22 protein-coding genes are annotated in these 21280 nt (G+C 72.7%); 15 read left to right on the top strand and 7 right to left on the bottom strand.

All coding sequences use genetic code 11. The annotated features are described in order from the left end of the window. Window positions 1–3: 3 nt before the first annotated feature. Complete coding sequence (locus tag ABT092_RS16175) at window positions 4–1398, bottom strand: metallopeptidase TldD-related protein (RefSeq protein ID WP_351244206.1); 1395 nt, start codon at window positions 1396–1398, stop codon at window positions 4–6. Then, window positions 1395–2918: a TldD/PmbA family protein gene (locus tag ABT092_RS16170; RefSeq protein WP_351244204.1), complete on the bottom strand. Its 1524-nt coding sequence runs from the start codon at window positions 2916–2918 to the stop codon at window positions 1395–1397. The genes ABT092_RS16175 and ABT092_RS16170 overlap by 4 nt, the downstream gene beginning before the upstream one ends. A gap of 342 nt (window positions 2919–3260) precedes the next feature. On the opposite strand from ABT092_RS16170, the gene fabG reads away from it, so the two are divergent. From fabG to ABT092_RS16155, 3 genes are all read left to right on the top strand, one after another. Continuing rightward, window positions 3261–3977, top strand: coding sequence for a 3-oxoacyl-[acyl-carrier-protein] reductase (gene fabG / locus ABT092_RS16165; RefSeq protein ID WP_351244202.1), 717 nt, complete (start codon window positions 3261–3263; stop codon window positions 3975–3977). A gap of 5 nt (window positions 3978–3982) precedes the next feature. Next, window positions 3983–4750, top strand: coding sequence for an enoyl-ACP reductase FabI (gene fabI, locus ABT092_RS16160; protein WP_351244200.1), 768 nt, complete (start codon window positions 3983–3985; stop codon window positions 4748–4750). 184 nt (window positions 4751–4934) lie between these two features. Beyond that, window positions 4935–5303, top strand: a complete 369-nt coding sequence (locus tag ABT092_RS16155; protein WP_351244198.1) for a hypothetical protein — start codon at window positions 4935–4937, stop codon at window positions 5301–5303. A gap of 10 nt (window positions 5304–5313) precedes the next feature. On the opposite strand, the gene ABT092_RS16150 is transcribed toward ABT092_RS16155, so the two are convergent. After that, complete coding sequence (locus tag ABT092_RS16150; protein ID WP_351244196.1) at window positions 5314–6030, bottom strand: FadR/GntR family transcriptional regulator; 717 nt, start codon at window positions 6028–6030, stop codon at window positions 5314–5316. Window positions 6031–6171: 141 nt separating this feature from the next. Between ABT092_RS16150 and ABT092_RS16145 the strand changes: the two genes are divergently transcribed. The 4 genes from ABT092_RS16145 to ABT092_RS16130 all read left to right on the top strand — a co-directional run bounded on the left by ABT092_RS16145 (window position 6172) and on the right by ABT092_RS16130 (window position 8630). Continuing rightward, window positions 6172–7479 (top strand): CynX/NimT family MFS transporter, encoded by a 1308-nt coding sequence (locus tag ABT092_RS16145; protein ID WP_351244194.1) that lies wholly within the window; start codon window positions 6172–6174, stop codon window positions 7477–7479. A gap of 43 nt (window positions 7480–7522) precedes the next feature. After that, window positions 7523–7639, top strand: coding sequence for an SGM_5486 family transporter-associated protein (locus tag ABT092_RS16140; RefSeq protein ID WP_351244192.1), 117 nt, complete (start codon window positions 7523–7525; stop codon window positions 7637–7639). Window positions 7640–7793: 154 nt separating this feature from the next. Beyond that, window positions 7794–8012, top strand: coding sequence for a hypothetical protein (locus ABT092_RS16135; RefSeq protein WP_351244190.1), 219 nt, complete (start codon window positions 7794–7796; stop codon window positions 8010–8012). Window positions 8013–8105: 93 nt separating this feature from the next. Further along, the gene (locus ABT092_RS16130) at window positions 8106–8630 is read left to right on the top strand and encodes a SixA phosphatase family protein (protein ID WP_351244188.1); all 525 of its coding nucleotides are present in this window, start codon (window positions 8106–8108) and stop codon (window positions 8628–8630) included. A 55-nt stretch (window positions 8631–8685) separates the two neighbouring features. Here ABT092_RS16130 and serB read toward each other — a convergent pair whose 3' ends face one another. Continuing rightward, entirely contained in the window at window positions 8686–9894 is a 1209-nt protein-coding gene (serB, locus tag ABT092_RS16125) for a phosphoserine phosphatase SerB (RefSeq protein WP_351244186.1), read from the bottom strand. A 347-nt stretch (window positions 9895–10241) separates the two neighbouring features. On the opposite strand from serB, the gene ABT092_RS16120 reads away from it, so the two are divergent. Then, a complete protein-coding gene (locus tag ABT092_RS16120) occupies window positions 10242–12704 on the top strand; it encodes an ABC transporter ATP-binding protein/permease (RefSeq protein ID WP_351244184.1) in 2463 nt (820 codons plus the stop codon). 103 nt (window positions 12705–12807) lie between these two features. Here ABT092_RS16120 and ABT092_RS16115 read toward each other — a convergent pair whose 3' ends face one another. Together ABT092_RS16115 and ABT092_RS16110 are read right to left on the bottom strand one after the other, a co-directional pair. Beyond that, complete coding sequence (locus tag ABT092_RS16115; RefSeq protein WP_351244182.1) at window positions 12808–13578, bottom strand: transglycosylase SLT domain-containing protein; 771 nt, start codon at window positions 13576–13578, stop codon at window positions 12808–12810. Between the two features lie 489 nt (window positions 13579–14067). Beyond that, entirely contained in the window at window positions 14068–14772 is a 705-nt protein-coding gene (locus tag ABT092_RS16110; protein ID WP_351244180.1) for an SDR family NAD(P)-dependent oxidoreductase, read from the bottom strand. Window positions 14773–15031: 259 nt separating this feature from the next. Here ABT092_RS16110 and ABT092_RS16105 point away from each other — a divergent pair, with 259 nt between their 5' ends. The 4 genes from ABT092_RS16105 to ABT092_RS16090 all read left to right on the top strand — a co-directional run bounded on the left by ABT092_RS16105 (window position 15032) and on the right by ABT092_RS16090 (window position 17752). Beyond that, entirely contained in the window at window positions 15032–16177 is a 1146-nt protein-coding gene (locus ABT092_RS16105) for a GAF domain-containing sensor histidine kinase (protein WP_351244178.1), read from the top strand. Further along, window positions 16170–16814, top strand: coding sequence for a response regulator (locus ABT092_RS16100; RefSeq protein WP_351244176.1), 645 nt, complete (start codon window positions 16170–16172; stop codon window positions 16812–16814). Before ABT092_RS16105 ends, ABT092_RS16100 begins: the two co-directional genes overlap by 8 nt. A 227-nt stretch (window positions 16815–17041) precedes the next feature. Continuing rightward, the gene (locus tag ABT092_RS16095) at window positions 17042–17284 is read left to right on the top strand and encodes a chaplin family protein (RefSeq protein WP_351244174.1); all 243 of its coding nucleotides are present in this window, start codon (window positions 17042–17044) and stop codon (window positions 17282–17284) included. 228 nt (window positions 17285–17512) lie between these two features. Continuing rightward, window positions 17513–17752 (top strand): chaplin family protein, encoded by a 240-nt coding sequence (locus ABT092_RS16090; protein ID WP_351244172.1) that lies wholly within the window; start codon window positions 17513–17515, stop codon window positions 17750–17752. A gap of 58 nt (window positions 17753–17810) precedes the next feature. Here ABT092_RS16090 and ABT092_RS16085 read toward each other — a convergent pair whose 3' ends face one another. After that, window positions 17811–18614: an Rv1486c family protein gene (locus tag ABT092_RS16085; protein WP_351244170.1), complete on the bottom strand. Its 804-nt coding sequence runs from the start codon at window positions 18612–18614 to the stop codon at window positions 17811–17813. 118 nt (window positions 18615–18732) lie between these two features. On the opposite strand from ABT092_RS16085, the gene ABT092_RS16080 reads away from it, so the two are divergent. The 3 genes from ABT092_RS16080 to ABT092_RS16070 all read left to right on the top strand — a co-directional run bounded on the left by ABT092_RS16080 (window position 18733) and on the right by ABT092_RS16070 (window position 21223). Continuing rightward, window positions 18733–19524: an ABC transporter ATP-binding protein gene (locus ABT092_RS16080; protein WP_351244168.1), complete on the top strand. Its 792-nt coding sequence runs from the start codon at window positions 18733–18735 to the stop codon at window positions 19522–19524. 153 nt (window positions 19525–19677) lie between these two features. Further along, a complete protein-coding gene (locus tag ABT092_RS16075; protein WP_351244166.1) occupies window positions 19678–20106 on the top strand; it encodes an NfeD family protein in 429 nt (142 codons plus the stop codon). Between the two features lie 178 nt (window positions 20107–20284). Further along, a complete protein-coding gene (locus tag ABT092_RS16070; RefSeq protein ID WP_351244164.1) occupies window positions 20285–21223 on the top strand; it encodes an SPFH domain-containing protein in 939 nt (312 codons plus the stop codon). Window positions 21224–21280 lie beyond the last annotated feature (57 nt).

Genomic DNA, 21280 nt, shown 5'->3' with positions numbered 1-21280 from the left:
CCGTCAGACCCCCTGGCTCACCGAACTCATGTTGAAGTCGGGAACGCGCAATGCGGGCATCGCGGCACGAGTGAACCAATCGCTCCACTCGCGGGGCAAGGTCTTTTCCGTCCGCCCCGCCTCCACGGCCCGGCCCAGCAGGTCCACCGGCGACTCGTTGAACCGGAAGTTGTTCACCTCCCCGACCACCTCGCCGCCCTCCACCAGGTACACCCCGTCCCGGGTCAGCCCGGTCAGCAGCAGCGTCGCCGGGTCCACCTCGCGGATGTACCACAGGCAGGTCAGCAGCAGCCCGCGCTCCGTCGCCGCGACCATCTCGTCCAGCGAGCGGTCCTCGCCGCCGTCCAGGATCAGGTTCCCGATCGCCGGCGACACCGGCAACCCGGTCAGCTCGGCGCTGTGCCGGGTGGTGACCAGCCGGGACAGCGCCCCCTCGGCGATCCACTCGGTGGCCGTCAGCGGCAGCCCGTTGTCGAACACCGAGGACTCCCCGCCCGAGGCGTGCGCCAGCACGAACGGGGCGGTCTCCAGCCCCGGCTCGTGCGGATCGCTGCGCAGCGTCAGCGGCAGCCCGGCCAGCTTCTCGCCGACCCGGGTGCCCCCGCCCGGCGTCGAGAACACCGTGCGCCCCTCCGCCGCGTCCCGACCCGCCGCCGACCAGTACTGGTAGATCAACAGGTCCGCGACCGCGGTCGGCGGCAACAGCGTCTCGTACCGGCCCGCCGGCAGCGCGATCCGGCGCCGCGCCCAGCCCAGCCGGCGCGCCAGCTCGGCGTCCAGCTCGCCCGGGTCCACGTCGGTGAAGTCCCGGGTCGCCCGGCCCGCCCAGGCGGACCGGGTGCGGTCGGGCGACTTGGCGTTCAGCTCCAGCGTGCCCTTGGGCTGGTCGTGGCGCAGCCGCAGCCCGCCCGAGGTGCCCAGATAGCTGGACACCAGCTCGTGGTTGGCGAAACCGTACAGCTCCCGGCCGCCGGCCCGGGCCCGGGCGAACGCCTCGCCGAGCGCCGGCGCGAACTGCGCGAACACCGCCGAGGAGGTCTCGGCCGGGGCGTCGGTGAAGTCGGGGGAGTGGGGTACCCCGGTCACCAGCGGCTGGGCGTCCTCCGCCGGGCCGGCCGCCCGGGCCGCCTCCTCGGCGGCCCGCACCAGGGGCTCCAGGTCCCCGGCGGTGACCGCGGAGCGCGAGACCATCCCGGACGCGGTCCCCCGGGCGCCGTCCACCGTGGCCACCACGGTGAGGGTGCGCCCCCGGGTGACCCCGTTGGTGGTCAGCGCGTTGCCGGCCCACCGCAGGTTGGCCGTCGAGTGCTCGTCCGCGATGACGACGCAGTCGTCCGCCCGCGACAGCTCCAGCGCCCGCTCGACCAGCTCGTGCGGCGTGCTCACCCGTGGACTCATCGCCCGGCCTCCTGCGTGGTGTTGAGGATGTTGACGCCCCGGAACAGGGCGCTGGGGCAGCCGTGGGAGACCGCCGCGACCTGGCCCGGCTGGGCCTTGCCGCAGTTGAAGGCGCCACCCAGGACGTACGTCTGGGGGCCGCCGACCGCCGTCATCGAGCCCCAGAAGTCGGTGGTGGTCGCCTGGTAGGCCACGTCCCGCAGCTGACCGGTGATCCGGCCGTTCTCGATCCGGAAGAAGCGCTGCCCGGTGAACTGGAAGTTGTAGCGCTGCATGTCGATGGACCAGGACCGGTCACCGACCACGTAGATGCCCCGCTCCACCCCGCCGATCAGGTCCTCGGTCGACATGCCCGCCGGGTCCGGGCGCAGCGACACGTTCGCCATCCGCTGCACCGGCACGTGCCCGGGGGAGTCGGCGTAGGCGCAGCCGTTGGAGCGCTTGAACCCGGTCAGCCGGGCGATCCGCCGGTCCAGCTGGTAGCCGACCAGGGTGCCGTCCTTGACCAGGTCCCAGGACTGCGCGGCCACGCCCTCGTCGTCGTACCCCACGGTGGCCAGGCCGTGCTCCGCGGTGCGGTCCCCGGTGACGTTCATGACCTCCGAGCCGTAGCGCAGCTTGCCGAGCCGGTCGAAGGTGGCGAAGGAGGTGCCCGCGTAGGCGGCCTCGTAGCCCAGCGCCCGGTCCAGTTCGGTGGCGTGCCCGATCGACTCGTGGATGGTCAGCCACAGGTTCGACGGGTCGACCACCAGGTCGTACAGCCCCGCCTCCACGCTCGGCGCCAGCATCTTCTCGGCGAGCAGTTCGGGCAGCTCGGCCAGTTCGCCGGCCCAGTCCCAGTGGTTCCCCGTCAGGTACTCCCAGCCCCGGCCGACCGGCGGGGCCAGGGTGCGCATCGAGTCGAACTCGCCGGTGGACTCGTCCACCGCTACCGCCGTGAACTCCGGGTGCAGCCGGACCCGCTGCTGGGTGGTCACGGTGCCCGCGGTGTCCGCGTAGAACTTGTTCTCGTGGACGGTGGTCAGCGCCGCGTCCACGTGGGTCACGCCCTTGGCGCCCAGCAGCGCCGCGCTCCACTCGGCGAGCAGCCCCGCCTTCTCCCCGTCCGCCACGGCGAAGGGGTCGACCTCGTAGGAGGACACCCAGGTCCGGTCGGCGTGCACCGGCTCGTCCGCCAGCTCCACCCGCTCGTCGGACCCGGCGGCCCGGATGACCTGCGCCGACAGCTTCGCCATCGCCACCGCCTGGGACGCCACCCGGGCCGCCGCGTCCATGGTCAGGTCCACGCCGGAGGCGAAGCCCCAGGTGCCGCCGTGCACCACCCGCACCGCGTACCCCAGGTCGGTGGTGTCCGAGGTGCCCGCCGGCTTGGCGTCCCGCAGTCGCCAGGACGCGCTGCGCACCCGTTCCAGCCGGAAGTCCGCGTGCTCGGCGCCCAGCGCGCGGGCCCGGGCGAGCGCCGCATCGGCGAGCGCCCGCAAGGGCAACGCCGTGAAGGCTTCGTCGATCGAATGTGGCACGGAGGGTCTCCCTGCGGGCGTGGCGAGCGGTGGACGGGCGCGGTCGGCCGGCGCGGTCGACGACCGCCGGGGCCGGCGCGGGAGCGGCGGTCGCACGGGCGTCGTGCCGCCCGACCCGTACCGATCATGTCCGACCCGGGTCCCGATGGCCACATCCTGACGGGTTCCCCGGGCGCGGCGTTCTGTAGGGAATCGACAGAGCGGCCCCGGAGTCACTGTCGGTGGCCGATTCCCCCCGTGCCGGACGGTACCGATAGGTTCGGGGCAGGGCGGCACCGAACGCCCGCGCGGTGCGCGGCGGACGCCGCCGCGTCAACAGACCGCTAACGAAAGGGTGATCCGTTGAGCCGCTCGGTTCTCGTCACCGGAGGCAACCGGGGCATCGGCCTCGCCATCGCCCGCGCGTTCGCCGACGCGGGCGACAAGGTCGCGATCACGTACCGCTCGGGTGACGCCGAGGCGCTGCGGGCCCACGGCCTGCTGCCCGTCCGGTGCGACATCAACGACGCCGAGCAGGTGGAGCAGGCGTACAAGGAGATCGAGGCCGCGCACGGCACGGTCGAGGTCCTCGTCGCCAACGCCGGGATCACCAAGGACCAGCTCCTGATGCGGATGACCGAGGAGGACTTCACCTCGGTCGTCGACACCAACCTCACCGGCACCTTCCGGGTGGTCAAGCGCGCCAACCGGGGGATGCTGCGCGCCCGCAAGGGCCGGGTCGTCCTGATCTCCTCCGTCGTCGGCCTCCTCGGCTCCGCCGGCCAGGCCAACTACGCCGCCTCCAAGGCCGGCCTGGTGGGCTTCGCGCGGTCCCTCGCCCGGGAGCTCGGCTCCCGCAACATCACCTTCAACGTCGTCGCCCCCGGCTTCGTCGACACCGACATGACGGCGGCCCTCAGCGAGGAGCAGCGCGCCGGCATCGTCGCGCAGGTGCCGCTCGGCCGTTACGCGGACCCGGGGGAGGTCGCCGCGGTGGTGCGCTTCCTCGCCTCCGACGACGCCTCGTACATCACTGGAGCCGTCATCCCGGTTGACGGCGGACTGGGAATGGGTCACTGATCACCATGAGCGGAATCCTCGACGGCAAGCGCGTCCTGATCACCGGGGTGCTGCTGGAGTCCTCCATCGCGTTCCACACCGCGAAGCTCGCCCAGGAGCAGGGCGCGGAGATCATCCTCACCGCCTTCCCGCGCCCGACGCTCACCGAGCGGGTCGCCAAGAAACTGCCCAAGCCCACCAAGGTGGTGGAACTGGACGTCAGCAACGACGAGCACCTCGGACGCCTCGCCGACGTGGTCGCAGCGGAACTCGGCGGCCTCGACGGGATCGTCCACTCCATCGGCTTCGCCCCGCAGGACGCCCTGGGCGGCAACTTCCTCAACACCCCGTTCGAGTCGGTCGCCACCGCCATGCACGTGTCGGCGTTCTCGCTGAAGTCGCTGACCACGGCCTGCCTGCCGCAGATGCAGAACGGCGGCTCGGTCGTCGGCCTCACCTTCGACGCCCAGTACGCCTGGCCGCAGTACGACTGGATGGGCCCCGCCAAGGCGGCGCTGGAGTCCGTCAACCGCTACCTGGCCCGTGACCTGGGCGAGCGGAACATCCGCTGCAACCTGATCTCCGCCGGACCGATCGGCTCCATGGCCGCCAAGTCCATCCCCGGCTTCGAGGAGCTGGCCACGGTCTGGGACAGCCGTTCGCCGCTGAGCTGGGACGTCAAGGACCCGGAGCCGGCGGGCAAGGGCGTGGTGGCCCTGCTGTCCGACTGGTTCCCGAAGACCACCGGCGAGATCGTCCACGTCGACGGCGGACTGCACGCCATCGGGGCCTGAGCCCCGCCCCGCCGCCGGCCGATGCCCCGCCTCCCCCTCCCGGGAGGCGGGGCATCGCCCGTTCGGGTCAACAGATCGGGCGCCGCCCCGGCCGAACGGGGGACGCTGGACCAGGAGTTCCCCCTTGTGGTGCAGCCGTGACGGGCCCCTCGGTCCGTCACGGTACGGCCGAGGAGGTTGCCTGGTGCGGTGGTCCCACGGTTTCGTCCCGTTGCTCGCGCTGTTGGTCTTCCTGACCTCGCTGCCCGCCGTCGCCGGCCCCGAGGACGCCCGGTCCGGTCCGGACGCCGAGCGGCCCGTCCGCGCGGAGGGCGACTTCGGCCGCGACGGCCCCGAGTGCCGCACCGCGGTCGACGGCCCGCAGGCCGTCGCCCACTGCCACAACCCCTACCCGGCGCTCTACCGGGTCGCCCTGCACGTGGAGTGCGCCCACTGGTGGGACCTCGACGTCGACGGTGCGGCGGTGGAGGTGCGCCCGGCCGGGACGGTACGGCTCGCGGCGCGCTGCTGGAGCGGGATCGACGCGGTCTGGGTCACCCAGCACCGGGTCTGATCCGGCGCGGTCACGGCGCGGCGCGCCCGCCCGCCCCCGCGTCGGCGGCCTCCCGCAGGCGCTCCCGGCGGCACAGCGAGGCGTAGGCGGCCGCCTCCGAGGCGGCCGTCTCGGGGTCCCCCGCCCGGATCGCCTCGACCAGCCGGCCGTGGTCCATGTACTGCTCCGGCACCAGGGTCCCGCCCACGTCCCAGCGCAGCCAGTCCCGCAGCACCTGGCCGAGATCCGCGTACATCGCGGTGAGGACGTCGTTGTGGGACGCGGACACCACCGCGAGGTGGAAGCTCGCGTCGGCGGTGACGAACGCCTCCGCATCGCCCGAGGCCCAGGCCGTCTCGCGGCGCAGCAACAGGGCGTCGAGCTGCTGGAGGTCGCGTGTGGTGTGCCGTTCGGCGGCCATCCGGGCCGCGCTGGACTCCAGGGTGGCCCGCACCTCGGCGACGTGCCCGGGATCGGCCGCGGCGAACCTGCGCTGCATCACCCCGGCCAGTTCGCTGGTGGCCAGCACGTAGGTGCCCGACCCCTGGCGGATGTCCAGCAGTCCGTTGTGGGCGAGGGCGCGGACCGCCTCGCGCACCGTGTTGCGGGCCACCCCCAGGTGCTCGACCAGCTTGGGTTCGGTGGGGATGCGGGAGCCGACCGGCCATTCGCCGGAGGTGATCTGGGCCCGGAGCGCCGCGATCACCTGCTCGGACAGGGCCGATCGTCGGGGGTGGGCGAGCGGCATGGGCTGGGGCCCTTTCGGGTGGGGGACGGGGGAGGCGCACGGACGGGGAAGAGCCGCGGCGGGCGGTCCACCGCGGTGGTGGAGCGGGTGAGCGGGGCACCAGGTCCCGATCAATCATCCCATGATTCTATGATGGGGGGCATGCGTAGCGAGGACATGCCCACCGTCACCCCCGTCGGCCGGGGCACCCACGAGGACGGTCCATTGGCCGTCGAGGTTCCGCCCGCCCCCCGGACGCGCTCCGCGGGGCTGGTACTCGTCGGTGTCGCCCTCGTCCTCACCGCCGTCAACCTCCGCCCGGCGATCACCAGCCTCGGCGCCCTCCTCGAAGAGGTCCGCACCGGGCTCGGCATGAGCGGCACCGTCGCCGGACTCCTCACCTCCGTGCCCACCCTCTGCTTCGCCGTCTTCGGCATCACGGCGCCCCGCCTGGCCCGCCGCCACGGCCCCGCCGCCGTGGTCTGCGCCGGCATGGCCGCGGTCGCCGTCGGGCTGGCGGTCCGCCCCTTCGTCGGCGGCACGGTCGGCCTCCTGGTGGGCAGCGCCCTCGCCCTGATGGGCATCGCCGTCAGCAACGTCCTGATGCCGGTGATCGTCAAGCGCTGGTTCCCCGACCGGGTCGGCACCATGACCGGGCTGTACTCCATGGCCCTCGCCGTCGGCACGTCCACCGCGGCGGCCGTCACCGTCCCGCTGACCGACGCCCTCGGCGGGAACTGGCGCAGCGGGCTCGCGGTGTGGGCGGCGCTCGCGGCCCTCGCCGTGGTGCCGTGGCTGCTCGTCGTCGCCCGCAGCCGCACCGCGTCCTCCGCCCCGACCGCTCCCCCCGCGGCCCGGGACGCCGCGACGGGCGAGGCGCTGCGCATCACCCGCAGCCGCACCGCCTGGGCGCTCGCCGCCTTCTTCGGGCTCCAGTCCACCGCCGCCTACATCACCATGGGGTGGATGCCGCAGATCTTCCGGGACGCCGGGGTCCCCGCCGACACCGCAGGACTGCTGCTCGCCGTCACCATGGTCATGGGAGTGCCGCTCGCCTTCGTCATCCCGCGGGTCGCCACCCGGCTGCCCCGGCAGGGCCCGATCGTGCTGGTCCTGGGGCTGAGCGGACTGGCCGGGTACGCCGGCCTCTACCTCGCCCCGGCCGCCGGCGCCTGGGCCTGGGCGCTGCTGCTGGGCGTCGCCAACTGCGCGTTCCCGCTGGCCCTCACCATGGTCGGCATGCGCGCCGGCACCGCCGCCGGGGTGGTCAAGCTGTCCGCCTTCGCCCAGAGCACTGGATACCTGCTGTCCATACCGGGCCCGATCCTGGTCGGCGTGCTCTACCAGCACAGCGGCGGCTGGGGCCTGCCCATCGCCCTGATGGCCGCACTGCTCGTCCCGCAGGTGGCGGCGGGCGTCCTCGCCGGCCGCAACCGCACCGTGGAAGCCGAGTGGGCGGCGCGCGGGTGACCCCACCGCGCGCGCCGGCGGGCAGCAGTGCGAGACTGGCCCCATGCCCGTCCTGGAACCCAACCCCCCCAACGGTCAGCGCAAGCTGCTCCTCGTCTTCGGCGCGATGCTCGGCATCACCGTCGTCATCGGCGTGATCGCCACCATCGCCTCCCCCTGAACCCGGAGGGTGGGGCTGGCCCCCCGTCCCCTAGGGGGTCCGCTTCAGGGTCAAGTGGGTGGCCTTCCCGATGGGTTGGCGACTCCGCTCCCCGTAGCGTCGAACCGTGCCGCGACACCCTGCGGCCACCGGTACCGAAGCTCGTGGAGGCGTCATGTCGGCCCGCCCGCACCCCCGGCAGTCCCGTACGGCGTCCTCCGAAGGCGCCGGCCGCACCGGACTCCGGTTGCCCTGGTGGGCCGTGGCCCTGCCGGTGCTGGCCTTCGCGCTGCTGCTGACGTTGCTGCTGAACCCGGCCGAGGCCCACGCGGCCACCGCCGAGCCCTCGCTCGGCCCCCTCCTGGAGCGGGCCCGCCACCTCCTGACGCGTTGAGCGCACGGGCCCGCCCGCCCCCTCGCGCGAACAGCGCACAGCGGCCGTCAACTCCCTGCGCCACGTACCGGGTTTCATGCGAAGCTTGACGGCATGAGCGTCGCAGAACCCCGCAGGATCGTCGTATTCCGGCACGCCAAGGCCGACTGGCCCGACCTCAACGACCACGAACGCCCGCTGGCGGAGCGCGGCCGCAAGGACGCCCCCGTCGCCGGCCGCAGGCTCGCCGACTCGGGCATCGAACTGGACCTGGCCCTCTGCTCCACCGCGACCCGCACCCGGGAGACCTGGAAGCTCGCCGTCCAGGAGCTTCCGCACCGCCCGAAGACGGTGTACGAGGAGCGCGTCTACGAGGCGACCCCCGGCGAGCTGATCGCCGTCTTCAACGAGCTACCGGACGAGGCGCGCGACGTCATCGTGATCGGCCACAACCCGGGCGCCCAAGGGGTGACCGAGGTCCTGGCCGGTGCCGCCGAGGGCGACGCCGCCGAGCGCCTGGCCCGCCGGGGCTTCGTGACCGCGGCCTTCGCCGTCCTCGCCTTCACCGGCTCCTGGAAGGCCCTGGAACCCGGTGCGGCCACCCTGACCGACTACTGGGCGCCCGGCGAGAGCCCCTGACCGCATCCGTTCCGCCGGGTCCGCGCGGACCCGGCGGAACACGTGACCGGAGGGCTCAGGAGCCGGTCCCCTCGTCCGCGGCCTCCACTTCCTCGCGGGAGATCCCCAGGAGGTAGAGGACGGTGTCGAGGAAGGGCACGTTGACCGCCGTGTGCGCGGCCTCCCGCACCACGGGCTTCGCGTTGAAGGCCACCCCGAGCCCCGCCGCGTTCAACATGTCCAGGTCGTTCGCGCCGTCGCCGATCGCCACCGTCTGGGACAGCGGCACCCCCGCCTCCGCCGCGAACCGGCGCAGCAGCCGGGCCTTGCCCGCGCGGTCCACGATCTCCCCGGTGACCCGGCCGGTCAGCTTGCCGTCCACGATCTCCAGGGTGTTGGCCTGCGCGAAGTCCAGCCCGAGCCGTTCCTTCAGATCGTCGGTGACCTGGGTGAACCCGCCCGAGACCACCCCCACCTGGTAGCCCAGCCGCTTCAAGGTGCGGATCAGGGTCCGGGCACCGGGCGTCAGCCGCACCTCGGTCCGGACCTTCTCCACCACCGACGCGTCCAGCCCGGCGAGCAGCGCCACCCGGGCGTGCAGCGACTGCTCGAAGTCCAGTTCCCCGCGCATCGCGGCGGCGGTCACCTCGGCGACCCGGTCCTCGCAGCCGGCGTGCGCGGCGAACAGTTCGATGACCTCGTCCTGGATGAGCGTCGAGTCGACGTCCATCACCACGAGGCGCTGCGCCCGCCGGTGCAGGCCCGCCGCCACCACGGCGATGTCGATGTCGAGCGCCGCGGACGCCGTCGCCAACTCGGTGCGCAGCACCTCCGTCGCGACCCCGGACACCGCGAACTCCACGGCCGTCACGGGATACTTGGCGAGTCGGAAGATGCGGTCGATGTTGCCGCCGGTGGCGGTGATCCGGGCCGCTATCCCGGCGGTGGACCGGGCGGAGAGCGGATGCCCGAGAACGGTCACGTGGGAGCGGCCCAGGCCGCGCGGCCGGTTGTCGCCGCGACCGGAGATGATCTCGGCCTGCATCTTCATGGACTCCGCCCAACCGTGGACGGTGGCCCGCAGGTCGCCCCCGCGCCCGTGCGAGGGTTCGGTGACCAGCGCGCACAGGGTGATGCGGCCACGGGTGACGACCTGCTCGATGTCGACCACGTCGACGGAGTAGGCGGCGAGGGTGTCGAACAGTCCGGCGGTGAGACCGGGGCGGTCCTTGCCGAAGATCTTGACCAGAAGAGTGGGATCGTCTGAGGTCTGCGAAGCGCTCATGGTCCTTCCACGGTATCCGGCGCACAGGACGGGCGCGCGAGCGGTCCGGGTGGCGGACAAATCCGGTGTGCGCCCGTCTGCGCGCCCCGTCGGCACCTCCCCGCCGCCATCCTCGTCGACCCCCGCCGCCCGAGGCCGGGGGAGCATCCGGCAGAAGCGAGGACGAGACACCCGAACCGTCCGGTTCCGGTCGGTCAACGGCCTTGTCCGGAGGGCCTGTCGGAGCCCTTCGCGCGGCCCGACTTTCGATTCCGGGGCCCGGCCTGGAATAGTTCCCCACATTGTTCGACATCCCTAGACTCCCCAAGCCGGGGGAACCATCGGGGGACACAGCAGTGGGGCATGGAGTGCCGGAACTCGTACTGGAAGTGAACGGACGGACCTGGACGCTCGATCCGTCCAGACCGTGGACCCTCGGACGCGATCCGCAGGGGGACATCGTGCTCGACGACGCCAGGGTCTCCTGGCGCCACGCCACGATCAGCTGGAGCGGGCGGACCTGGGTGGTCGAGGACCACGGCAGCACCAACGGCACCTTCGTGCAGGGGCACCGCGTCCACCAGATGGAGCTCGGACCCGGCTCGACCGTGCACCTCGGCAACGCGACGGACGGCCCCCGGGTCGACCTGCGGGACGCCGCCGCGGCCTCCCCGCACCAGGGCTGGGCCGGCCAGCAGGCGGCCCCGCAGCCCCAGGCCCACCCGGAGCAGGGCTGGCAGCAGCCCGCGGCGGGCGGGCCGCAGCAGTCGGGGCCGGGCCGCGCCGAGTCGCCCCAGGCGTACGGGGACCGCAGCCCCACCACGTTCCACCAGTTCGCCCTGGGCCGGGTCATGCGCATCGGCCGTGCGCTGGAGAACGAACTGGTCGTCTCCGACCTCCAGGTCTCCCGCCACCACGCGGAGTTCCACGCCACGCCCGACGGCCGGTTCGAGATCCGGGACCTCGGCTCCCACAACGGCACCTACGTCAACGGCATGCCGATAGCCAAGGGCGGCAGCGCCCTCCTCGGCCCCACGGACATCATCGGTGTCGGTCACTCGACGTTCCGGCTGGTCGGCGACCGGCTGGAGGAGTTCGTCGACACCGGTGAGGTGTCCTTCTCGGCCCGCCATCTGACCGTCACCGTCGACGGCGGCAAGCAGATCCTCAAGGACGTCTCCTTCGGCGTCCCCGAGAAGTCCCTGGTCGCGGTGATCGGCCCCTCCGGCTCCGGCAAGTCGACCCTGCTCAAGGCCCTCACCGGCTACCGCCCCGCCGACCGCGGCGACGTGCTGTACGACAACCGGAACCTCTACAAGCAGTTCGCCGAGCTGCGCCAGCGCATCGGCCTGGTCCCGCAGGACGACATCCTGCACAAGGAGCTGACCGTCCGGAAGGCGCTGCGCTACGCGGCCAAGCTGCGCTTCCCCGCCGACACCAGCGAGCAGGAGCGCGAGCAGCGCATCGGCGAGGTGCTGCGCGAGCTGAAGCTCGACATCCACAAGGACAAGAAGGTCACCTCCCTCTCCGGCGGCCAGCGCAAGCGGGTCTCGGTCGCCCTGGAGCTGTTGACCAAGCCCTCGCTGATCTTCCTGGACGAGCCCACCTCGGGCCTCGACCCGGGCATGGACCGCGACGTCATGCAGTTGCTGCGCGGCCTCGCCGACGACGGTCGCACGGTCCTGGTGGTCACCCACTCGGTGGCCGAGCTGGCGCTCTGCGACAAGCTGCTGGTGATGGCCCCCGGCGGGGCCGTCGCCTACTTCGGGCCGCCCGAGGAGGCCCTGAACTTCTTCGGCTACGAGACCTGGGCCGACGTCTTCTCCGCCTTCGAGAACTACCGCGACTACGACTGGGCCGGCCGCTGGAAGGGCTCGCAGCACTACCAGATGTACGCGGCCGACATCGATGCGGTCGCCCCGCAGTCGGTGCAGGTGCCGTCCCCGCAGTCGGTGCGCCAGCCCAAGCCGCAGAGCTGGGGCTCCCAGCTGCTGACCCTGGTCCGCCGCTACCTGTCGGTGATCGCCTCCGACAAGGGCTTCATGGCCCTGATGCTGGTGCTCCCGGCGGTCCTCGGCGTCGTCAGCCTGCTGATCAACTCCGACCAGGGGCTGTTGCCCAATCCGCCGGCACCGGACGGCCGCCCGGTGCCCAACGGCACCGCGGCCACGGTCCTGCTGATCCTCGCCGTGGGCGCCTGCTTCGCGGGCGCCGCCAACTCCGTGCGCGAGCTGATCAAGGAACGGGTCATCTACGAACGGGAACGCGCCACCGGCCTCTCCCGCTCCGCGTACCTGATGTCCAAGGTCATCGTGCTGGGCATGATCACCGTCCTCCAGGGCGCGATCGTCGGCGGCATCGGCTTCACCATGCGGGACGTCCCCGAGGAGGGCGTCGTCCTCGGCGGGCTGACCCTGCTGGAGCTCTGCCTGCCGATCATGGCGCTCGGCTTCACCTCGATGATGTTCGGCCTGATCATCTCCGCGCTGGTCAAGACCGCCGAGAAGACCATGCCGCTGCTGGTGATGTTCGCGATCATCCAGGTCGTCTTCACCGGCTGTCTGTTCACCCTGAACGGCAGCGTCGGCGTCAACGAGCTGTCCTACCTGATGCCCTCGCGCTGGGCGGTCGCCGCGGCCGGCGCGACCCTCGACTTCAACCGGGTCAACCCCAGCACCGACGACCCCGGCAACGCCGACCCGCTGTGGGACCACGACGCGGGCACCTGGCTGCTCGACATGGGCGCCCTGCTCGCGCTCGGCGCCCTGTGCGGGTTCCTGGTCTCCCGCTTCCTGCGGCGCCACGAACCCGAGGTCATGCGCAGCAAGTGAACCGGAGCCCCGCACCGGGGCACGCAACGACGACGAGGGCGGCACCAGTGCGGGTGCCGCCCTCGTCGTCGCCCGGGCACGACGGCCCGCGGAGCATCGGGGGTCAGTAGGCGCCGAAGACGTTGTCGATCGAGCCGTACCGGTCGGCCGCGTAGTTGGCGGCGGCCGTGATGTTCGAGACCGGGTGGTAGATGTCGAACGGCGTGCCCGTGACGTGGTACGCGCTGAAGGTCGGCGGGATCACCTGGAGCAGGCCCTTGGAGGGGATGCCGTTGCGGGCGTTGATGTCCCACAGGTTGATCGCCCGGGGGTTGCCGCTCGATTCCCGCATGATGTTGCGGTACAGACCGTTGTAGCTGCCCGGAATGCCGTTCTCCTTCATGACGTCGAGCGACTCGCGGATCCACCCGTCCAGGTTGTTGGCGTACACCACGGTCCGGGCGGACGCACGGCTGGCGGAGCTCGGCTGCTGGCGGGAGCGCTCGGCGGCGGACTCGGCGGCCTGCTTCGCCTTCGCGGCCTCCACCGCCTTCTTGGCCTCGGCGGCGCGCTGCGCCCGCTCGGCGCTCTCCTTGGCGCCGGCTGCCTGCTTCGCCTCGGCGGCCCGCTGGGCCTCGATGCGCTCGGCGGCGGCCCGGGCCTTCTGGTCGGCCGCGGCCTTCTGGTCGGTGACGTCCGCCCGGACGTCCTCGATCTTCTTGCTCTGGAAGGCCGCGGGGGCGGCCTCGGTCACGGGGGAGTCGGAGGCGTCCGCGGGAACCAGCGACAGCGCGAGCGCCGCCGCACCGAGGGTCGCGACACCGGCGATGGAGAACTTGTGGGCCCGGGTCAACGTCGTACGACGGCTTCCGGAGGCAGAGCTGTTCTTCGACATGGCTGTGGGGACCTCTCCGTGTAGCGGGAGTCGCCCATGGCCCGGCAGGGACTGGTGTTTCCGACACGAACGCCGCGGGCAAACTCCCGCGGCGCTGAGCGACGGCAGCCATTCTTAGCTCTCGCAAAATTCGCTGGCAATCATGTGACCTACGAAGCCGGCTAGTGGATCAGGGGGGTGGGCGAATCGCTCGAATCCGTCATCCACCCCGCCCGTAAGCGGACGAAGAGCCCACTAAGGAGCGTCGTACGTGATGTGCGTCCTATGCCGGGGCTCACACCGCCCACCCGCGAATCTCACCGAATGTTGCTGAAGCAACGCTCACGGTGAGTCAAAGGGGTCCCGTGGTGCGCCCTGCGGTCGCCTCAAGCGCTCCCACCCGGCACCCGCACCGGCCCGGCCCCTCGTATACACCGACGCGCGCGCGGTGCACCGGCCGGCACGATCCCGCAACCCGGGGCCGGCCCGGTGCCCGGCGAAGCGGCACCCTCAACGGGTCAGGGGGTCCACCAAGGACGGGGCGTCGTAGCGCCCGCTGGGCGCCCGCCGGTCCAGCAACCGCAGGAACGCCGGCACCACCCGCTCCGGCAACGGACGCCCCGACTCGTCCGCCGTCGGCTCCGCCGCCCGGTACAGGTCCGTCCGCATGTCGCCCGGGTCCACCGCCCACACCCGCAGCCCCGGCTCCTCCACCGCCAGCACCGCCGCCACCTGGTCCAGCGCCGCCTTGGACGCCCCGTACCCGCCCCACGTCTCGTACGCCTCGGCCGCCGCCTCGGAACTCAGCACGATCACCGAACCCGCCGGGGCCAGCCGCAACAGCGGCAGCGCCTCCTGCACCAGGCCCAGGGCCGCCACCACGTTCACCTCCAGCGCGTGCCGCAGCCCCGCCAAGGGCTGCGCCTCCAACCGCACCAGCGGCTCCGCCCCGAGCACGCTCGCATTGCTCACCAACAGGTCCAAGCCGCCGAGCCCGCGGGCCGCCGCCACCAGCTCCCCGCGGTGCGCCGGGTCCGTCACGTCGCCGGGCAGCGCCACCACCCGGGTGCCGTGGGTGCGCACGTCCTGAGCGGTCCGCTCCAGCACCCCGGCCGTCCGGGCGTCCAGCACCAGGTCCCAGCCCCGGCGCGCCAGCGCCAGTGCCAGGGCCCGCCCCAACCCCTTAGAAGCCCCCGTGACGATCGCCACCGGCATGCGTCCGGCTCCCCTCGTTCCGGCGCCGCGTTGTCCCGCCGCGCCCTGCCGTCTCTTCCGCCCCGCCCGCGCGGCCCGACGCCCGGGCACCTGGTCACCGGGGCGCCGGTCCGCGGTTCCACGGTAGGAGCCCGCCCCCGCCCCCCGCCTCGGACGTCGGCCCGGATTCCCGCGCCCCCTTGGACCTAGGCCCCGCGCCCTACCCCCACGACGTCCGCCGTCCGATCCGAGCCGCCACCCCCGCCGGTACGGTGAACACATGAGTCAAGGCCCAGGCTCCGGCCTCTCCGCGGTCAGTTCCGCGCTGCTGGCCATGAGCAGGCACCTGGAGGTGCGCGACGTCCTCAAGACGATCGTGGTCTCCGCCCGGGAACTGCTCGACGCCCAGTACGCGGCCCTCGGCGTGCCCGACGACCACGGAGGGTTCGCCCAGTTCGTGGTCGACGGCATCAGCGACGAGCAGTGGCGCGCCATCGGCCCCCTGCCCCGCCAGCACGGCATCCTCGCGGCCATGCTCAAGGACGCCGGCACCGAGCGCCTCGCCGACGTCCGGATGGACCCCCGCTTCGAGGGCTGGCCCGCCGCCCACCCCGAGATGTCCGACTTCCTCGGCATGCCGATCCGGGACGGCGACGAGATCATCGGCGCGCTCTTCCTCGCCAACAAGAACCACCCGGCCCCGGACGGCGGCTGCGGCTTCACCGAGGAGGACGAGGACCTCCTCGCGATCCTCGCCCAGCACGCGGCGATCGCCCTGACCAACGCCCGCCTCTACGAACGCAGCCGGGAGCTGACCATCGCCGAGGAACGTTCCCGGCTCGCCCACGAGCTGCACGACGCCGTCAGCCAGAAGCTGTTCTCGCTGCGCCTGACCGCCCAGGCCGCCACCGCCCTGGTCGACCGCGACACGGCCCGGGCCAAGGACGCGCTGAACCAGGTGGCCGCACTCGCGGCGGAGGCCGCCGACGAACTGCGCGCCGCCGTGGTCGAGCTGCGCCCCGCCGCCCTCGACGAGGACGGCCTGGTGGCCACCCTGCGCACCCACGTCCAGGTCCTGGACCGGGTGCACTCCGCCCGCGTCACCTACCGGGGCTACCTCGCCTGCGCACTGCCCGCCACCCAGGAGGAGGCCGTGCTCCGGGTCGCCCAGGAGGCCCTGCACAACGCCCTGCGCCACTCGGGGGCCGAGCGGGTGGACGTCCTCCTCGAACCCCACGGCCGGGGCGCCGTCCTGCGCGTCACCGACCATGGCGCGGGCTTCGACCCCGAGGCGGTCCGGCACGCCGGGCGCCACCTGGGGCTGGTGTCCATGCGGGACCGCGCGGACGGCGTCGGCGGCACGCTGACCGTGACATCGGAGCCCGGCCAGGGCACCACGATCCAGATGGAGGTCCCCGGTGGCTGACAAGAACATCCGCGTGCTCCTCGTGGACGACCACCAGGTGGTCCGCCGCGGGCTGCGCACCTTCCTGGAGGTCCAGGGGGACATCGAGGTCGTCGGGGAGGCGGCCGACGGCGCCGAAGGGGTCGCCCGGGCCGAGGAACTGGGCCCCGACGTCGTCCTGATGGACGTCAAGATGCCGGGCATGGACGGGGTGGCGGCCCTGCGCCGGCTGCGCGAACTGGGCAATCCGGCCCGGGTGCTGATCGTCACCAGCTTCACCGAACAGCGCACGGTGGTCCCCGCCCTCAAGGCAGGGGCCGCCGGCTACGTGTACAAGGACGTCGACCCGGAAGCCCTCGCCGGGGCCATCCGCTCGGTCCACGCCGGACACGTCCTCCTCCAGCCCGAGGTCGCCGACGCGCTGCTCAGCCAGGACGGCGGCGGTCAGGGCCAGGGCCGCGCGGGCTCCCTGACCGAACGGGAGCGGGAGGTGCTCGCCCTGATCGCGGACGGTCGGTCCAACCGGGAGATCGCCCGGGCCCTCGTCCTCTCCGAGAAGACGGTCAAGACCCACGTCTCGAACATCCTCATGAAGCTCGACCTCGCCGACCGCACCCAAGCCGCCCTGTGGGCCGTGCGCCACGAGGCGACCGGCTGACCGGGCCGCCCGTGCGGCCCCGCTGACCAGCTCCCCTCCTCCTCACTCGTCCGGGGGGCGTGCTCCGGCGCGCGCCCGTCAAGGCGCTCGATGCCGGTTCCCCTCCGGGATGAGATTCATACGGTCGGGTGGACGTCACTCGAACGGCGTATCCCCGGGGTCTCCGCGCCGGTTCACCCGGATACCGCCGCGGCGCACGGCCGCGGCGGATCGAGGAGGAACGAAACGTGATGAACCTGAAGCGCGTCGCGGCCGTGACGATGGCGGCCGGCGGACTGGTGGTCGCCGGCGGCGGCCTGGCCTCCGCCACCGGCGCGCACGCCGAGGGCGCGGCGGCGTTCTCCCCGGGCGTCGCCTCCGGCAACGTCGTCCAGGTCCCGGTGGACGTTCCGGTGAACGTGGTCGGCAACACCGTGAACGTCATCGGGCTGCTGAACCCGGCCTTCGGCAACACCGGCATCAACCACTGAGCACCCGCGGGGGCCACGCCGTCCCCCGACCGGCGGGGGCGCGGCGGTTCCACGCCCCCGCCGAGCGGTCGCAGCACGTTGGGCCCGCAGCGGTCCGACGATCCGACCATGTGCCCATTGCTCCGATCGGGCCGATCGGGAGCCGCTCCCGTGTCGTCCCTCGGGGGCGCACGTTCTCAGCGTGCGACCCGCGGCCGGGTCGCCACGCTCACCCAGGAGGAACATCCCATGAAGATCGCGAAGAAGGCCGCCCTCGTCGTCGCCGCCGCCGGTGTCGCCGCCGGCGCCTCGGCCGGTGCCGCCGTCGCCAGCGCGGGCGCCGAGGGTGCCGCCATCGGCTCCCCGGGCGTGCTGTCCGGCAACGTCGTCCAGGTCCCGGTCCACGTTCCGGTGAACGTGGTCGGCAACACCATCAACGTCATCGGGCTGCTGAACCCGGCGTTCGGCAACACCGGCGTCAACGGCTGACCGACGTCCGCACGGCGGTGCCCCGGACCCCCGGTCCGGGGCACCGCCGTGCCCGCCCTCAGCGGTTCCCGTTCCCCTCCCCGGCCTCCACGTACGCGTTGTACGCCGCCACCTGCGCCCGCCGCGCCGTTCGCTCCACCGGCCGCAACGCCCCGGACCGTGCGGCCAACTCCGCGGCGCTGACCGCGCCCCCGGTCCGGTGCTCGGACGCGTACTCGTCCGCCACCGACACCAGCAGCCCCACCCGCTGCGCCAGCTCCAACACCCGCACCGCGCGCGGGGGGTAGCCGGGGGCCAACAGCTCGCGGCCCCCCTCCGCCCGCACCCGGTAGGCATCCGCCGCCGCCTGCGCCACGGGCCCCGAGCCCGCCAGGTCCAGCCGGGAGAGCAGGGCCGTCGCCTCCCGCAGGGCCTCCGCCAACTCCCGCTCGGCCTCCGACAGCGAGGGCACGTCCGCGGGCGGCGCCTCCCGGACCGGCGCGCACCGCCACACCACCTCCACGTGCACGTCTCCGCGCGGCCCCGCCTCGACGACCTCCGGCACGAGACCCAGCGCGGCCCCCCGGCAGAGCACCGCCTCGCCGGCCGCCAACGCGGCGGTGTTGAACTCCGCCGGCCCGCTGAGCCCCAACGGGTGTCCCGGCACCGGCAGGGCCACCCGCAGTCCGGTCACCCCGAGCGCCCGCAGCCGGCCGAGCGCCAGGGTCAGCCCGATCGGCCCGGGCTCCCCGGGAATCCCCTCCACCCGGTGCACGGAGTCCTCCCCGACCACCGCCTGCACCGCATCATCAGGTGCGACAAAACCAGCCAAAAGGGCGTTTCCCCAGGCTGCCAACCGTCCAGAGCGTGGTTCCGCAAGCATGCGACCACGATAAGGACCGACCACGAGCACGGCGTGCCCGACGGGTGGCGTAGGTTTTATCCGGGGCTGCGTTCACCGACGCAAGCGACAGCCGAACTACACGGGAGACAACGCGGTCATGAGCGATGTACTGGAACTGGTGGACGTATCCGTGGTCCGCGAGGGCCGGGCACTGGTTGACCAGGTCTCCTGGTCCGTCAAGGAAGGGGAGCGCTGGGTCATCCTGGGCCCCAACGGCGCCGGCAAGACCACCCTCCTGAACGTCGCCTCGAGCTACCTCTTCCCGAGCAAGGGCACCGCCACCATCCTCGGCGACCGGCTCGGCAAGGTCGACGTCTTCGACCTCCGCCCCCGCATCGGCGTCGCCGGCATCGCCATGGCGGAGAAGCTCCCCAAGCGTCAGACGGTCCTCCAGACCGTGCTCACCGCCGCCTACGGCATGACCGCCGGCTGGCACGAGGACTACGAGGACGTCGACGAGCAGCGTGCCCGCGCCTTCCTCGACCGGCTCGGCATGAGCGACTACCTCGACCGCCGGTTCGGCACCCTCTCCGAGGGCGAGCGCAAGCGGACCATGATCGCCCGCGCCCTGATGACCGACCCCGAACTCCTCCTGCTGGACGAGCCCGCGGCCGGTCTCGACCTCGGCGGCCGGGAAGACCTGGTGCGCCGGCTCGGCCGACTGGCCCGCGACCCCATCGCCCCGTCGATGATCATGGTCACCCACCACGTCGAGGAGATCGCCCCCGGCTTCACCCACGTGCTGATGATCCGCCAGGGCCGGGTGATGGCCGCCGGCCCGATCGAGCTGGAGCTCTCCTCCCGCAACCTGTCGCACTGCTTCGGCCTCCCCCTCGTCGTCGAGCAGCGGGGAGACCGCTGGACCGCCCACGGCCTTCCGCTGAGCTGACCAGTCCCACCGGCCCCGTCCGTCACCCCCGCCCCTTCCGCCACCCGGTCGGGGCGCCCGGCCCGTCGAACTCCCGCACCGTCACCGGCAATTGCCCGATCTGCCCGGTTAGGGGACCTGCCGCAACACCCGTCGCGGTCCTACCATGACGGTGTGGACATCGATGCATGGGTGTGGTGGCTGATCGGCGCGGTGGCGCTGGGGATTCCGCTCGTGATGACGGCGATGCCGGAGTTCGGCATGTTCGCCGTCGGTGCGCTCGCGGGTGCGGTGACGGCGGCGCTCGGCGGAGGCGTCGTCCTCCAGGTCCTCGTCTTCGTCGTGGTGTCGGTGGCCCTCCTCGCCGTGGTGCGGCCCATCGCGGCCCGGCACCGCGCGCAGCTCCCCTCGACGGCCACGGGCGTCGACGCGCTGAAGGGCCGTCAGGCGACCGTGACCGAGCGGGTCGACGGAGAGGGGGGCCGCATCAAGCTCGCCGGGGAGGTCTGGTCCGCCCGCGCGCTCGACCCGGGCCGCTCCTACGAGGCGGGCGAACAGGTCGACGTGGTGGAGATCGACGGCGCCACCGCCGTGGTGATCTGAGCGCCCGATGCCCGCGCGCCGACCCCGAGCCCGGTACGCCGCCGGGCCGGGCACCGCTCACGGGTGGCCGGAACACCCCCCGGACCAGCCGACGTTCTGACAGACTCAAGATCTTCACGTAGGCCGACGATCCGCCGATCGTCCGGACACCGAGGCAAGAAGGGTACGGGGAACCACGATGGGACCGATCGTCATCGTCCTGATCATTCTGGTGGTGCTGGTCTTCATCGCCCTGATCAAGACCGTCCAGGTCATTCCACAGGCCAGCGCGGCCATCGTCGAGCGCTTCGGCCGTTACACCCGCACCCTCAACGCGGGCCTCAACATCGTCGTCCCGTTCATCGACTCCATCCGCAACCGCGTCGACCTGCGCGAACAGGTCGTGCCGTTCCCGCCGCAGCCGGTGATCACCCAGGACAACCTCGTCGTCAACATCGACACCGTGATCTACTACCAGGTCACCGACGCCCGGGCCGCCACCTACGAGGTCGCCAGCTACATCCAGGCCATCGAGCAGCTCACCGTCACCACGCTGCGCAACATCATCGGCGGCATGGACCTGGAGCGCACCCTCACCTCCCGCGAGGACATCAACACCGCACTGCGCGGCGTCCTCGACGAGGCCACCGGCAAGTGGGGCATCCGCGTCAACCGCGTCGAGCTCAAGGCCATCGAGCCGCCCACCTCCATCCAGGACTCGATGGAGAAGCAGATGCGCGCCGACCGCGACAAGCGCGCCGCCATCCTCACCGCCGAGGGCATCCGCCAGTCGCAGATCCTGACCGCGGAGGGCGAGAAGCAGTCCGCGATCCTGCGCGCGGAGGGCGAAGCCAAGGCCGCGGCCCTGCGCGCGGAGGGCGAGGCCCAGGCGATCCGCACCGTCTTCGAGTCCATCCACGCGGGCGACCCGGACCAGAAGCTCCTCTCCTACCAGTACCTCCAGATGCTCCCGAAGATCGCCGAGGGCGACGCCAACAAGCTCTGGATCGTGCCCAGCGAGATCGGCGACGCGTTGAAGGGTCTCTCCGGGGCCTTCGGCAACCTGGGCGGAGCCCCCGCCCCCGCCATGCCCAAGATCCCCTCTCCCGAACGGCGCGAGAACCCGCCCCTCGACTGACCGGCGGCAAGCGCACCCGGACGTGTGTGTGGCCCGGCACCCTGGGGGTGCCGGGCC

It is taken from the genome of Streptomyces sp. NPDC002490 (assembly GCF_040296045.1).
Taxonomy (GTDB): Bacteria; Actinomycetota; Actinomycetes; order Streptomycetales; family Streptomycetaceae; genus Streptomyces.
The sequence above is the reverse complement of the archived record's forward strand: the minus strand, read 5'-3'. Positions and strand labels throughout refer to the sequence as shown.